Source organism: Alkalimonas amylolytica, assembly GCF_900107845.1.
In the GTDB taxonomy this organism is placed as follows: Bacteria; Pseudomonadota; Gammaproteobacteria; order Enterobacterales; family Alteromonadaceae; genus Alkalimonas; species Alkalimonas amylolytica.
Map to the genome: position 1 here is coordinate 154,345 of NZ_FNRM01000002.1, position 14,812 is coordinate 169,156.

Sequence of the window (14,812 nt, forward strand, 5' to 3'; positions counted from 1 at the left end):
TTGGCATGCTCAAGCCCGCACACAGCGAGAGCTGGCCCAGTGCCGCAAAGCCTCAACCGACTCGGCCATGACCACTGAGATCGGCTGGGTCTGGCTAAGCTCTTCCTGCAAATGACTGGCCGCTATCGTCTCACCAGCACTCTGGGCGCGAAATGAAGCCCCTACTACAGCCTGCTCCAGCTCGGCTCCGGAAAAGCCTGCCGTGAGCGGTAGGCTGCGCTGTAAATCCTCGGTTGCGATCGCCATGTCACGGCGCTGTAGATGCAATTGCAACAACGCCAACCGCTCAGCTTCGCCAGGTAAATCGACAAAGAACAGCTCATCAAATCGCCCTTTTCTGAGCAGCTCAGGGGCCAGCTCGTGAATGTTGTTGGCGGTGGCCACCAGAAACACCGCAGCCTTACGTTCGGCCATCCAGGTAAGCAAAGTGCCAAGCAAACGTCGACCTACCCCCTGATCGCCCTGGCCAGAACTGATGCCTTTTTCAATTTCATCGATCCACAGCACACAAGGCGCCATGGCATCCGCCAGTTGCAGCGCCTGGCGCAGATTTTTCTCCGTTTCACCAATGTACTTGTTGTACAAGCTGGCCATATCCAGCAGCAGTAGCGGCACACCAAAGGCGCCAGCAATGGCTTTGGCAGCCAGGCTTTTGCCGGTACCCTGTACCCCGGTCAGCAGCACGCCTTTTGGTGTATCGCGTTGCTGCTGCAAAAAGGCAGGCCGGCGCTGCAGCAGCCAGTTTTTAAGGTTGTCCAACCCCACAACATCATCCAGTGCCTTGGTATCGTACACCTGGCTCAGTACCCCTTCGGTTTGCAGCAAACGAAATTTAGCCTGGTTCACCCGGTTAACATCTGCCGCGCTAATGGCGCCATCATTGGCAATGGCTTTGTAAGCCAGCCGTTTTACTTCCTCGAAGGTGAGGCCACGTAAGTTCTGCATCAGTTGTTGCACTGCTTCCGGCTCTAAGTCCGCGGGCTCGCCGGTCTTTTTCTGATACAGCTCTGCAGCTTCCAGCACCAGTTGGCGCACCTGCTGATCGCTGGGTAAATGCAGTTCGAACCGGTAACAAAGACGGGCTAACTCAGCAGGCATGTCCAGTGAATGACTAAGCAGCACCACGGTATGGCCCACCGTATCATGCAGTAATGCGATTTCTTTAAGAAAACGAATATGGCGTGGCTCCGTTAAAAACGGATGGAAATCACACAGCACATAAATGCCAGGGTTTTTAGTGCCTTTGATTTGAGCCAGGACTTGCTGCGGCTCGGTATTGAAGGTCTGCGCATCGGACGGCACGTCAAGCCGCCTCAATCCTTCGGTGCAGGACCACTGAAACAGCGGCCGAAACAGATTCACCGCCAGTCGGCGGATCAGCTGCAAAGCACGAAGCTCTTCATAGCTTTCGATCACAATCAGCGGACTTCGTGCTTGCAACAACACTTTTAAATCATCAAATTCGTGCATCGATATACTCACCAGGAGGTAACATGGTTTTATACTGCCGTAGCTATCGAAACTTGCCAAGGCTTCTGCAGTGTTTATTACTGCGTTATAAGCCATATAGACGTTTATCTAGCTCACCACTTTGCATAGTGATCCTCGCTAAAACCCCATGCTCCTTCCAACGGAATGACTTCATCCGGTAAATGCACTTCACCATAATAACGACCAAAGTGCTGGGTAAAGTTAGACGCAATCAAGCCTGCATTGATTTTTTCTTGGCGCAAGCCCTGTGGCTCAAACTGCAACCGGATGATGCCGTCGTTTGATGTCATCGACCAGGCTTTATTGGGGTCGTAACGATCAAACTGAAAATCGACCATATCAATCTTAATAAAACGACCATCCAGCCAGAGCACATTTTCAGTAAAGCCCGTTTCGTTGACACCGGCCGCTGAATTAAAGCCCAAACGGCGTCCATCGGGTAAAAAACACGATAAGCTGCCCCAATTCCAAAAGGTTTCACGGCGCATGTAACCAGCCGTCCAATCCACACAGGCAAGCGTTTTAAGTGCTTGCAAATCATACGGCCGGTTTCGCCAGTTGAGCTGCCCGCTACAGTTTAGGGCGGCTGCTTTTTGCGTAAAGACCCAGCCCTGATAACCGGCACGGGTACAAAGTGCCAAAGGCTGATAAGCGGTGTTCTCGTCAATGCAGGCAGTTAACCGCAGCTGCTTTAATTGCACCTCGACAAGGCGTCTGCCTGGCTGCGACGAGGCATCAATACTCAGGTAGTTGGCGCCTTTACGAAAAAAGGCTTTGCCCTGGCCTGGCTGCGTATCTATCCGGGTGTTACGCGCCAGCGGCTGTATAAAGCTGAATTCTTCAAATTGCTGGGTCTGCACATCGTAACAATAGACAAAGGCATTGCTGACCCACTTCAAATCCACGATGGCCACCCCCAGCAGCAAGGCCGGGCTAGTAAAGCCAATAAATTGAAACTGATTGAATTTAAAGCGTTTGGCAAAAGCCCCCAAGCGCTTGTCCATGGCATTGCGCAAGTCATAATCCAGGTAGTTGATGGTCTCAACACCATCTGGGAAATAACCAAATTCAGGCTGGCCAGTCGTGCTGATTAATTGCGCTTTGCGTGCCATGCAGGCTCCTGTCGATACGCTTACTCAGGTTCATCATGATATCGGTATGACATCCATTGTTATAAACAGCTCAGGCTAACTTATACAGAAAAGAGCACAGAAACAACAAACCCATGCCGGGGCATGGGTTTGTCTGTCACAATAACTCGGTGGGTTACTTCATCGCCACCAACATGGCAGCTGGTTGCTCCAGATACTGTTTCCACAGATTGCAGAAACGGGCGATGGTGCCACCGTCAATGACCCGGTGATCGCCCGACCAGCTGATTTGCATCAGTTGCCGTGCTTCCACCTCGCCTTTGGCGTTAAAGCGCGGTAAGGTTTGCACCTTGCCAAGGGCCACGATCGCCACTTCCGGCTTATTGATAATAGGCGTCGCGACAGTGCCGCCAATGGCGCCGATATTGGAGATACTGATAGTACCGCCTTTTAGCTGATCCGGGCTAACCCGCCCTGCTCTGGCCTGATCGGTCAGCTCAGTCAGCTCTTTGGCAATATCCACAATGGATTTTTGCTCACAGTGCTTGATGTTCGGCACCAGCAGGCCCACTTTGGAGTCTACCGCCACACCAATGTTGTGCGATGCTTTGTAGATAAGTTCGCTGCAATCGGCATTCACCTGGCTGTTCAGGATGGGAAATTCACGGATGGCCATCGACAGGGCTTTCATAAAGAATGGCATCATGGTGAGCTTCACGCCCTGCTCGCGGTATTGATCTTTCAGTTGATTGCGCAGTGCCGTCAGTTCGGTTAAATCAATCTCGTCGCAGTAGGTAAAGTGCGGGATGCTGCTCACCGACTCCATCATCTGCCGTGCCATCGCCGCTTTCACGCCTTTAATCGGTTCGACTCTGTCTTCGGCCGCTGCCATAGCGACAACCGGGCTGCTGGCTTTCGCAGACGTGGCGGCCTTGCTGCTGGTAGGGCTGGTTTTGCCATCGGCAAAGGCGCGCACGTCGTCCTTAAACACCCGGCCTTTATCGCCAGAACCAGGCACCTTGCTGATGTCCACATCCAGCTCTCGGGCTAAACGCCGAACTGCCGGGCTGGCCACAGCCTTGCCAGGGCGAAGCTCGGTTTGCTTAGTCTCTGAGTTCGCCACACTGCAACTGGCTTTCGCGCTTGAGCTGGTCGCTGGTTTAGCGCTGCTCGCGGCCGAAGACCCTGCGATACGCATACCAAACAATGGCTGATGCACCTTGGCGATATCGCCTTTCTGGTAGTACAGCTTGGTCACGGTACCGGAGTACTTGGCCGGTATTTGCACCAGAGCTTTGTCGGTCATCACATCGCAGACCGGCTGATCTTCTTCGATGCTATCGCCTTCTGCCACCAGCCAATCGACAATCTCGCACTCAACAATGCCTTCGCCAATATCCGGCAGGATAAAGTCTTCCTCGGCTTCCGCCTGGCTACTGGCCGGTGTTGCGCTGTTAGCTGGCTGACTGACTTTGGCATCAGCAGGAGCTGTGCCATCACTGGCCAGTTCCATTTCAAACAAAGGGCCATGCACCTTGGCAATATCGCCTTTTTGGTAGTACAGCTTAGATACCACGCCATCGTGCACTGCCGGAATTTGCACCAGGGCTTTGTCGGTCATCACATCGCAGACTGGTTGATCTTCTTTGATGGTGTCGCCTTCCGCCACAAGCCACTCAACAATCTCACACTCGACAATGCCTTCGCCAATATCTGGCAGAATAAAATCTTTTTTCATGCTGCCCTCACTTAGAAGTTCATTGAACGCACAATGGCTTCGTAGGTTTTCAGATGATCGGCGATGTACTCTTTTTCCAGCGCCAGCGGGTACGGCACGTCCAGACCACAGACCCGCTCAATCGGGCTTTCCAGATGCAGGAAACACTGTTGCTGGATGGTGGCTGCGATTTCGCCGGCAAAACCACCGGTTAACGGCGCTTCGTGGTTGATCACCAGGCGGCCGGTTTTAAGCACCGATTCGACCACTGTATCGACATCCCAGGGCAAAATGCTGCGTAAATCGATGATCTCACAGGAAATACCGTCTTTTTCGCTCGCCATATCGGCTGCCTTTTGCACGATTTCCATCTGCGCGCCCCAGGCCAGCAGGGTTAGGTCGCTGCCTTCTTGCACCACTTCGGCTTTGCCAATCGGCAGCTCGTAATAGGCTTCAGGTACCTCACCGACCGAAGCCCGGTATAAACGTTTAGGCTCGAAGAAAATCACCGGATCCGGGCTGTTAATCGCCGCCAGCAGCAAGCCTTTGGCTTGATAGGGATCGCGTGGCACGATGACCTGCAAACCCGGCGTATGGGCAAAATAGGCTTCCGGCGACTGGCTGTGGTAATGACCACCAGCAATACCACCGCCATAGGGGGTGCGGAACACCAAGCCACCGACATTGAACTCATTGCCGGAGCGGTAACGGAACTTGGCCGTTTCGTTGACGATCTGATCAAAGGCCGGGAAGATGTAATCGGCAAACTGGATTTCAGCCACCGGTTTCATGCCTTGCGCTGCCATGCCGTTGGCGAAACCGGCAATGCCCTGCTCTGTCAGAGGCGTATTGAAACAGCGTTCACGGCCGTATTTTTCCTGCAGCTTGCTGGTAGCGCGAAACACACCACCAAAATGGCCAACGTCTTCCCCAAAGCACAGCACGCTGTCGTCTTTTGCCATGGCCAGGTCAAGCGCATTATTAATGGCTTGCAACATATTCATTTTTGCCATCAGTCGATTCTCCCCGCTGTCACCGGATAGGCGTCCGGGTATTTTTTGATATGCGCTTTTAACTCGTTAAGTTGCTGTTGCAACTGCTGGGTTGGTTCGGCATAGACATCGGTGATCATGTGTTCGATCCCTGGCTTGGCCACTTTCTCGGCCACTTTCAATGCATCCAGGATCTCCTGACGCAACTGGCTGGTTTGTTCGGTATCGGCGGCATCGTCCAGCCAGCCTTTGTTAATCAACCACAAACGAAAACGACTGATGGGATCGTTTTTGCGCCACTCGTCTTCTTCTTCTTTCGAGCGGTAACCGCTTGGATCGTCCGACGACGAGTGGGCACCCAGACGGTACGCCATGGATTCCAGCAAAATCGGCTCGTTGCTGGCCAGCGCTTGCTCGCGTGCCATCTTGGTGGCCTGGTACACGGCCAGGATATCAGCCCCGTCAACCCGCATGGTTTTGATGCCATAGCCCACACCACGGCAGGCAATGCCATCGCCGACAAACTGCTCGTTGGCCGGGGTGGAAATGGCGTAGCCGTTGTTGCGGCAGAAAAACAGCACCGGCGCTTTGTGTACCGCCGCCATATTCAGGCCGGCATGAAAATCGCCTTCCGAAGCGGCCCCTTCGCCAAAATAACACAGGGTGACATTGCTCAGGCCACGCAGGCGCTGGGCATAGGCATAACCACTGGCCTGTGGAATTTGGGTACCAAGTGGGGATGAAACCGTCATGTAATAAATGTCTTTGCTGCCGTAGTGCACCGGCATCTGACGGCCTTTGCCCAAGTCTTTTTCGTTGGAGAACAGCTGATTCATAAACTGTTCCAGGCTAAAACCACGGTAGCGCAGTGCGCCCTGCTCGCGGTATTGCGCCATAATCATGTCTTTGTCGTCCAGGGCAGCGGCGCTGCCAACGATGGCAGCTTCTTCACCCAGACATTGCATGTAAAAACTGATACGGCCCTGACGCTGGGCGGCTAACATCCGCTCGTCCAACACCCGGGTAAACACCATGGTGTCGTACATTTTTAAGGCGGTGGCTTTATCCAGCTCTGGCTCTTGCGCACCGTCGTACAGGGTGCCATCGTCTTTGAGTAAGCGAAGCGTGGGGATACTTAACGCGTGGCCGCTGATGAATTCTGCTGAATGCACCGTGGTGTTGGTGGCGTTATTTGGGTTGGTCATAGGGTTTCTCTTGGTTGTTTACTCCAGCTAGCTTTACCTACACGTAAAGCAAAGCCCGAGGTTGAACATGCTAAGCAAGCCAACGTATTACGGCTACAGTATAGCTGCCGTGGCCTGCTCTTCCCCATTTTGTCTGCTACTTAAGCAGCAGATCATTGTTATGGTTGTTATTGTCGCTGCCAACTTTACCTTTACGTAAACTGCATTGCAACTCCATCCAGCGCCTTTTCCAAACCAAACAGCGCTGACAGTGTCAGTTTTGCTGTACTGTTTGCTGAACGTACAGACTGGTTCTGTTCGTTTAGTCACCAGATAGTACAATGCCCGGTAAAAAACCGGGCATTGTGGCTGAAATACCAATGGAAGCGCTTGCTTACGCCAGTTGTCCTTTGACCGAGCGCGGGACCACCATCAGCATAGCGCGCTGACCAACGGCTACCTTAGCATTGGGGAAAATCAGCGCTTCGCCTTCTTTTTCTACCCGGTATTCGGTATCACCATCGGTCGCTAACAAGGTGCCAACCGGATAGGTGGTAAAGTTTTCCACATCATCAGCAAAGTGAAGTTTAAAATCCTGAGTTTGCTTGTGAATGGAGCGATACACTTCGTACAGCTGAAAGTCGGCTTCAGCAAAGTCTTTGGTTGCCAGGGGGGCATCAGCAACCAGTGCCCGCAAGCTGGCCCGTACTTCGCTAAAGCGACTCATATCGTTCTGGCCAAAAGGCCGTACTTTGCCAAGCTCCACCGTAAAGGCATCGGCACCATGGGTATTGGAAGCATAATAACTGAAGGTGGATGCCGCGGTCTGCATCAGCAGCACGGTGCTGACACCACAAGCCCGCAAAAACTCCAGCTGATTTTTTTGCCATGGCTTGCCGTGCAGGAAAGGATAGACCGCAAATTTCTCAAAACGTGAACCACGTATGGCAGTGTGTAAATCGTACAGATAGCGCTTGCGTGACCCTTGCGGTGCCTGCTGATAAAAACGAGTCACATACTGCTCCAGGGTCAATGCACGCTTACGCTCATCGTTAATCAGGCCGGCCCCCTTGCTGTGGTGGCCTGAGAACAAACGATTGAGGTTTTCTTCGACTTCACGCTTGCCGGCATTAATGGCTGCCGGGTTGCCAATCAGCACCAGAGTGCGTTGTTTCGGCAGAAGTTTTTGCTGCAGCATGTCTTGCACCAACTCGGCACAAATCTCGATAGGCGCTGTTTCATTGCCATGCACACCACAAGACAGCACGATGTCTTTGTCACCGGCTGCAGCTGGCTCAAAACAAATCACGCCGGTATCCCATACTTGTACGGTGACGCCATTCTCCAGACGAAATTCACAGGGTGAAAGCCCTGCGGGGTGGTTCAGGGTATGGCGAAGAAAATCATCGTTTGGGATCCACTGCTGGCTCATGCCAAAGGCTCCTTGCAAGTTAAAGTTTCTGTGATTAAACACTCTGTGCTTACTATACCAGTCGGTAAAAAAAACAACAGGCTTGCACGACCGATTGCTGTTTGTTCAACCAGGCTCAGTTTCAACCGGAATACTGCGACGGCTGGTTAGCGGAAGCTGTGCCGGTATAAAAGTGTACCTGATTGCGGCCACTTTGCTTGGCCCGGTACATGGCCTGATCGGCATCGGATAGCAGCTGTTTTAAATCAAAGCCAGAGGTATCGCTGGAGGTCACCCCAAAGCTGGCGGTCAGTAAAAACTCGTAACCTGACAGTCTGGTATCGATATCTTCTATCGAATCACGGCAGATTTCTGCCAGCATCAGGGCTTTATCGGCGTGGCAGCCAGGCAGCAGAATGGCAAACTCTTCGCCTCCCAGGCGGCCAAACACATCATCCAATCGCATAAAGTTACGGCAGCTTTGCACCACTTGTTGCAATACCCAGTCGCCGGTAGCGTGGCCAAAATTGTCGTTGATTTGCTTAAAATGATCGAGGTCAAACAGGATCACGCCAACGGTCAGGCCCTGCTTTTTGCAGTGCAGCAATGACTTTTCCGCCAGCTTGTTAAAGTGATAGCGATTACTAATGCCAGTCAACTCATCGTTTTCAGCCATAAATTTAAAGCGGTGGCGCCCCATCAGGCCTTGATAAGCTAAAAAACCAAGCACCAGCAGCAGCAGTACAAAGAGGCCTAGCAATAAGCGGGCATTTTGGGCTTCCTTGCTGAGCACTTGCTGCTGCAAATTCAAAAGGCTATTTTCCATATTCAAGAACTCTATCTGCTGAGTTTTGGCCTGCATTACAGCCTTCGTTTCATGAAAACTGCGAATTCTTTCAGATTGCGCATCACGGTATTGTAATTGTGTCTGATGGAGTAGTTTGTGATAGTGCAATGCAGATTTGTAATCGTCTTGCCGCTCATACAACTGGTAGAGAATATTGTTGGCTATGACATGAGCTTCAAAATACTGGCTTGTATCCATTCTTGAAATGACTTCTAAAGCAGCCTGCTCTGCAGAGTCAAAATCACTGACCAAATAGTACACTTCCGCTTTTAATGCCTGATAATAAACATGCAAAGGCTCATAGCTTAGCTGTTGAACATTTTTGTAGTACTCATTCGTCATTTGCAGCGCGCGCTGAAAATCCTCAATATCTAGCAAGTAACGAATATAATAGTAATGTACTAGGCTCTCGAAAACCTGATCACCAGCCTGCTGACAACTGACAACTGCACGTGAATACATTTCATCAACGTATTCAACTTTCTTCAACCGGTAATAGGACTCTATCATCAGCTGCTTGGCCGGACATAAATCCCAACCTTGGCTACTCTGTTGTTGCGCTAGCATGGAGTAATGCAGAGCCTCTTCATACAGACCCGCATGATTGTACAACAAAGCCACAACCCTTAACGCATGCAAACGTGCTGTTGTATTTTCCGATTTTGGTACTTGCTGTGTGATCTCATCGGCTAAAACAAATGCCTCAGCAAAGCGGCCTTGAATTGTTAAAATATTCAATAAGGTGGACTGGGCTCGTAGCATTAACTCAGTATCTACGGTCGCTTGCGGAATAGACTGAAGAATATGGATTGATTGCTCAAAATTACCAAGAAAGCCTTGCTCATAGCCAGTTAAGTACTTCAAGTAGACTTGTTGTTCAGCAGTTAGTCTATTTGATTGTTCTTTAATATCATGCAGGTAACGTTGAAACTCAGAAAAATCAGAGCTTTTAATGCTATCTGCATACACGAGCATTTCTGACAAGTCCTTGGAGGCAGCCATCACACTAGGCTGCTGGCATACCATCAAAACAAGAAAAACAAGAAAGCTCTGTATAAACTTAACCGGCATGCCGAAGTTTATCACCAGCACTTTTCAGCTGAGCCAGCTTTTGGTGCTTATTATCCTCATCCTCTTCATCATCCTTTTCCTTATCCTCTTGATCAGGATCTTCGGCTGGATGAAGCCCACATACCACTTGAGCACGTACCTGCAAAATCTGGTTTAACTGCTCAACATTGCCATGATTCAATGCTTGCTGAACCTCCAAAGGTAGCTCCAGCATTTCAGAATCAAGACTTAGCTTCTTCCTTTCTTTTTCAAAGGCGGTGGTCTGCCCCATCTTTTCCAGAATATTAATAATACTAGTCATTAAATTCTCACTTTTTATTTCTGCCTCATTATGGCAGTTAGCCCACACTTTTGTGCTTGCACTTCTCTCAAGCTAACGATGAATTCATAGCCGCCTACACAGGGCTTAATATCCATCTAAACTTAAATTAAATCAAGTGATACCACGCATTCATGGCCTACAAGCCAAAATGTTACATAAATTAGTTTTGCTCATTCAGCATAGCTAATCGTTTAAGCATTTCCCTGTTTGGTTGCATTGACAAGGCAGGAGGAATAACCAAAGTTGTTTTCAGACTGAACTCAGAAACCGGTAAATCTTTGAGTAATACACAGTCTATCCGAGCTTTTTGCAGTGGCAAGCCTATGGCTTCATACAAAATGACCGAATGATCAAGCGGGTAATGTACCTGCAAGGCTTCTAACAATAGCTTTCGGTAGCTGATTCCTGTTGAAAACCGGGTTAAGCTTTTATCCCCAGCAACACCTATCTGCCAAAGCACCAGATACGCAGATGGATTGATCGTACACTGGTAAAACATGAATTGACTGGCCTCGTAATGTTGACAACCATAAGTACCTGGATCGATACCAAGATCAGCATACAAGCAATCCTCAGCTGAGATCCCCGGCTCCATGTGTGCCTGGTAGCCCTGTTCACGAGCTATAGCTATGGCTTTATGGGGAACCCAGGCAAATACACCGGGGTGACCGTAAAAAGCTCCCACCACATTTTTTCCCGCTTGAACCTCAGCCAGCATAACCTTCACCATCTCTTTATAACTTTGCAAACGAGACTTCCCCTCTTGATAAAAGGGCTGCAAACTGCGAACATCAGCATTCATACTCTCAATCCACTGCTCTGATATTCCATCGGCAACCAGCACAAAAACCACGTCGGCCTGTTCAATATAACGACGACTTAGCGGACTGATATGAGCCCCTAATGTCATCCCTGTCCCCACACAAACAAGACGTCCATGCTGCATCAATGCCCCCGGCAATTTTTATTGTAATGTTGTTCGATGAACCAGGTTTGCTGGTTATTTGCTGTCACTCTTGTTCCTTTTGTCATTGCCGCCGTTTGAGCCATAGCAATTGCAGCCGCATTATCAGGATGAAGTTGAAGCCAGACTTTTGAAACACCCAAAGCGAACAACCTGGTTATGCACTGTTGTAAAACTTCAGTGGCCACTCCTTTCCCCTGAGCCTGTTGGCTCAGGATAATACCAAACTCAATACCTGCATCCCCCGTGTCGGTTAATCCCATCAGACCTAAACTCCGCCGGCTGCTTTTGCTTTCAATCACAAAAAATAACCGCCGCCATTGAAGTGAAACATTGAGTTTTAGAGCCTTAAAGAAGCTTGCTACTGCCTCACCCTCCGTTAAAGATCTACCAATGTAACGCATACTATTGGCATCGGTATAAAGCTGCAGATACAAAGCTTGATCTTTGCCAGTTAACAGCCGCACACTGGTGTGCGCGGTAGTAAAAGTTAGTTGCGATGCAACAGGAACATAGCCAATATCCAAACACGCTGCATTGTATTGCTTCATATCCGCTCACTGTGACAATTTTTTGTTTAGAATACCGAAATTCGAAATTGAATGCATTCAGCTGCCAAACTTCAATTTTCAATGCCATACTAATACAGTGAGAGCTAAAAAGGTCGCGAGCTGTAATGGGTGTTAAAAAGCTGTTGTCTCTTTTGCTGTTCAGTTTGAGCTTACCTGCTCAGGCTCTGCAACCTGTGGAGCAAACCACATTGCTGATTGGGGTTGGAGCCGATAAACCGCCTTTTGTATTTTCCAATGAAGAAACGATATCCGGGCTTGAAGTGGATATTTTCCGTGAAGCCATGGCTGGTTCAGGTTACCAACTGGAGTTTGTTGCCTTGCCCTTTCATCAACTAAACCGTGCTTTGTTGCTTTTTCCTGATCTGGATGTTGCTGCAGGGGTTGGCACCGAGTTTTTCGATACATTGCATTATGTGGATAAATTCAGTTATTACGAAAATGTCGCTGTCAGTAGAGCTTCATCCGGGATCCAGCTGGAGTCCATCCGGGATTTACAACAGTACTCGGTGGTCTCCTGGCAAGGGGCCAGCCAACCGGCAACCCCGCTCGGGCCGGTGTTTCATCACCTCTATGGGGCCGCAGACCGCCAACCTCACCGAGGCTATCAGGAGCTAAGTCAATACAGCCAGAACGCTATGTTTTGGTTGGGACGAACCGATGTGATTGTGGTAGACCGGGCAATATTCAGTTGGTACCGCCGCTTACTTGCCGACAGCAAAGATACCTCAGTGGACGTCAGTATCCACCCTTTGTTCCCTGAGCGGCAATACACCAAAGTCGCTTTCCGTGATCCTGAACTTGCTGCTATTTTTGCTGCTGGTTTGAAACAGCTGAAGTCGTCAGGCCGATACCAGCAGCTGTACCAACACTATCTGGATTAATGGGTTTTTCGTTTGGGTCGCTTCGCTTTATGACCTTTTTTAGCCGCCGGATCTAAGCCGGTATGCCGGGTCAGTGCCTGTTGACCTGGTTTTGGCTTTATCGGGCGTTTGGCTAAAGGTCGGTCCTCCGGCGGTACCAGGCAGTCTTTGCCACGGCCAATCAGGTGCTCCATGTTGTGTGCAATCAGCGCTTCACGAATTTGCCCCCAACCTGCCGGGTCGTGGTAACGCAGCAGCGCTTTGTGCAAACGCCGGTTGCGTTCGCCTTTCGGTACGGGCACATCGGCTTCGCTGTGCTTGTGAATGTTTTTCAGCGAGTTTAAACCGGTATGGTAAATGGTGGTGGCATTGGCCATCGGGCTGGGGTAAAAGTTCTGCACCTGATCCAGCTTAAAGCCGCGCTGTTTTAACCAAAGCGCCAGATTGATCATATCCAGATCGGTGGTCCCCGGATGCGCCGAAATAAAATACGGGATCAGGTACTGCTCTTTACCGGCCTCTTTGCTGTACTGCTCGAACATGGCTTTAAACTTATCGTAAGCCCCCATGCCCGGCTTCATCATTTTTGACAAAGGCCCTTCTTCGGTGTGCTCCGGCGCAATTTTCAGATAACCACCGACATGGTGCTGCACCAATTCTTTGACGTAATTGGGATCTTCCACCGCTAAATCGTACCGTACGCCAGATGCCACCAGCACTTTTTTAATCCCCGGTAAGGAGCGCGCTTCGCGGTACAGCTCTACCGTTGGGCTTTGATCGGTATCCATGTGCTCGCAAATGCTGGGGTAGACACAGGAAGGCCGGCGGCAGGTTTGCTCCGCACGCGGATTTTTGCAGCGTAGCCGATACATATTGGCGGTTGGGCCACCCAGATCGGAAATCACACCGGTAAAGCCAGGTACTTTGTCACGAATTTGTTCAACTTCACGCAAAATGGATTCTTTTGAGCGGCTTTGAATCACCCGGCCTTCGTGTTCGGTGATAGAGCAAAAACTGCAGCCACCAAAACAACCGCGCATAATATTGACCGAGGTTTTGATCATCTCGTAGGCCGGGATTTTGGCCTTACCATAGCTGGGGTGAGGCACCCGCTGGTACGGCAAACCAAACACCAGGTCCATCTCTTCAGTACTCAGCGGAAACGCCGGCGGATTAACCCAGAGATGACGATCGCCATGGCGCTGCATAATGGCACGGGCACAGCCCGGGTTGGTTTCCTGATGCAAAATACGCGACGCATGGGCATAAAGCGGCTTGTTCACCGAGACTTGTTCAAAAGCAGGCAGTTTGACGTAAGTAAGCTCCCAGGGCTTTTGCTTGGCGGGTTGCACCACCACGGCTTTAGCTTCAACCGGTTGCGGCTTGGTTAAGTCAATGCCCGCTTTGGCAAATTCGGAGTAACTGCTGCAACCAACATCATCGGCGCCATAGGGGTTGGAAATCGGGTCAATCTTGCCTATTTTATCCAGCGCGGTGGAATCGACGCCACGCCAGCCAGGTAGGGGCTCTTTACGAATTACCGCGGTACCCCGCACATCCTGAATACTGCTCACTGGCTCGCCGGCAGCAATACGACTGGCCACTTCAATTAGTGGCCGTTCGGCATTGCCGTAGATCAGCAAGTCTGCTTTGGCATCAAACAACACCGAGCGACGCACTTTTTCCGACCAATAGTCATAATGCGCAATACGGCGCAGACTGGCTTCGATTCCCCCAATGATCACAGGCACTTCTTTGTAAGCTTCTTTGCAACGCTGGGAGTACACCAACACCGCCCGGTCTGGTCGCTTACCCCCGATATCCCCTGGCGTATAGGCATCATCGTGCCGCAATTTCTTATCGGCGGTATAACGATTGATCATCGAGTCCATATTACCGGCCGATACGCCAAAAAACAGATTGGGTTTGCCAAGGCGCATAAAATCGTCTTTGCTGTGCCAGTCTGGCTGAGCAATAATGCCCACCCGAAAGCCTTGCTGCTCCAGCATCCGTCCTACCACTGCCATACCAAAACTAGGATGATCGACATAAGCATCGCCTACCACCAGAATAATATCGCAGCTGTCCCAACCTAGTTGTGCCATCTCTTGGCGAGACATTGGCAAAAAAGGCGCTGTGCCATAGCACTCCGCCCAGTATTTCGGGTAGGAAAACAAATCACGCTCTGGTGCCATGCGGGCTACCTGAGTGCGGGGACGAAGTGAAGGTGCTGACTGCGACATGAAAACGGCCTGGTGAATAACAGGCCTGTATTATAACGGTTTCACCC

12 protein-coding genes are annotated in these 14,812 nt (G+C 50.5%); 1 reads left to right on the plus strand and 11 read right to left on the minus strand.

Annotation, left to right across the window (positions count from 1 at the left end; all coding sequences use genetic code 11):
* Positions 1-9 precede the first annotated feature (9 nt).
* The 10 genes from BLW37_RS04145 to BLW37_RS04190 form a co-directional block, all read right to left on the minus strand.
* On the minus strand, positions 10-1,470 hold the full coding sequence (locus BLW37_RS04145) for an AAA family ATPase (protein WP_091339998.1): 1,461 nt from the start codon (positions 1,468-1,470) through the stop codon (positions 10-12).
* A gap of 113 nt (positions 1,471-1,583) precedes the next feature.
* The gene (locus tag BLW37_RS04150) at positions 1,584-2,603 is read right to left on the minus strand and encodes a DUF2804 domain-containing protein (protein WP_091340001.1); all 1,020 of its coding nucleotides are present in this window, start codon (positions 2,601-2,603) and stop codon (positions 1,584-1,586) included.
* A gap of 154 nt (positions 2,604-2,757) precedes the next feature.
* The gene (locus tag BLW37_RS04155) at positions 2,758-4,320 is read right to left on the minus strand and encodes a dihydrolipoyllysine-residue acetyltransferase (protein WP_091340004.1); all 1,563 of its coding nucleotides are present in this window, start codon (positions 4,318-4,320) and stop codon (positions 2,758-2,760) included.
* Positions 4,321-4,331: 11 nt separating this feature from the next.
* Entirely contained in the window at positions 4,332-5,312 is a 981-nt protein-coding gene (locus tag BLW37_RS04160) for an alpha-ketoacid dehydrogenase subunit beta (protein WP_091340007.1), read from the minus strand.
* A complete protein-coding gene (locus BLW37_RS04165; RefSeq protein WP_091340012.1) occupies positions 5,312-6,496 on the minus strand; it encodes a thiamine pyrophosphate-dependent dehydrogenase E1 component subunit alpha in 1,185 nt (394 codons plus the stop codon). The genes BLW37_RS04160 and BLW37_RS04165 overlap by 1 nt, the downstream gene beginning before the upstream one ends.
* Positions 6,497-6,869: 373 nt before the next feature.
* A complete protein-coding gene (gene astE, locus BLW37_RS04170) occupies positions 6,870-7,907 on the minus strand; it encodes a succinylglutamate desuccinylase (RefSeq protein ID WP_091340017.1) in 1,038 nt (345 codons plus the stop codon).
* A gap of 121 nt (positions 7,908-8,028) precedes the next feature.
* Positions 8,029-9,708 (minus strand): tetratricopeptide repeat-containing diguanylate cyclase, encoded by a 1,680-nt coding sequence (locus tag BLW37_RS04175; protein WP_171907539.1) that lies wholly within the window; start codon positions 9,706-9,708, stop codon positions 8,029-8,031.
* 85 nt (positions 9,709-9,793) lie between these two features.
* A complete protein-coding gene (locus BLW37_RS04180; RefSeq protein WP_139243657.1) occupies positions 9,794-10,105 on the minus strand; it encodes a hypothetical protein in 312 nt (103 codons plus the stop codon).
* 181 nt (positions 10,106-10,286) lie between these two features.
* Positions 10,287-11,072, minus strand: a complete 786-nt coding sequence (locus BLW37_RS04185) for an SAM-dependent methyltransferase (RefSeq protein WP_091340033.1) — start codon at positions 11,070-11,072, stop codon at positions 10,287-10,289.
* Positions 11,072-11,641, minus strand: a complete 570-nt coding sequence (locus tag BLW37_RS04190; protein WP_091340036.1) for a GNAT family N-acetyltransferase — start codon at positions 11,639-11,641, stop codon at positions 11,072-11,074. Before BLW37_RS04190 ends, BLW37_RS04185 begins: the two co-directional genes overlap by 1 nt.
* A gap of 125 nt (positions 11,642-11,766) precedes the next feature.
* Between BLW37_RS04190 and BLW37_RS04195 the strand changes: the two genes are divergently transcribed.
* Positions 11,767-12,543 (plus strand): substrate-binding periplasmic protein, encoded by a 777-nt coding sequence (locus BLW37_RS04195; RefSeq protein ID WP_091340040.1) that lies wholly within the window; start codon positions 11,767-11,769, stop codon positions 12,541-12,543.
* Here BLW37_RS04195 and BLW37_RS04200 read toward each other — a convergent pair.
* Positions 12,540-14,717: a YgiQ family radical SAM protein gene (locus BLW37_RS04200; RefSeq protein WP_091340044.1), complete on the minus strand. Its 2,178-nt coding sequence runs from the start codon at positions 14,715-14,717 to the stop codon at positions 12,540-12,542. The genes BLW37_RS04195 and BLW37_RS04200 overlap by 4 nt on opposite strands.
* Positions 14,718-14,812: the final 95 nt, after the last annotated feature.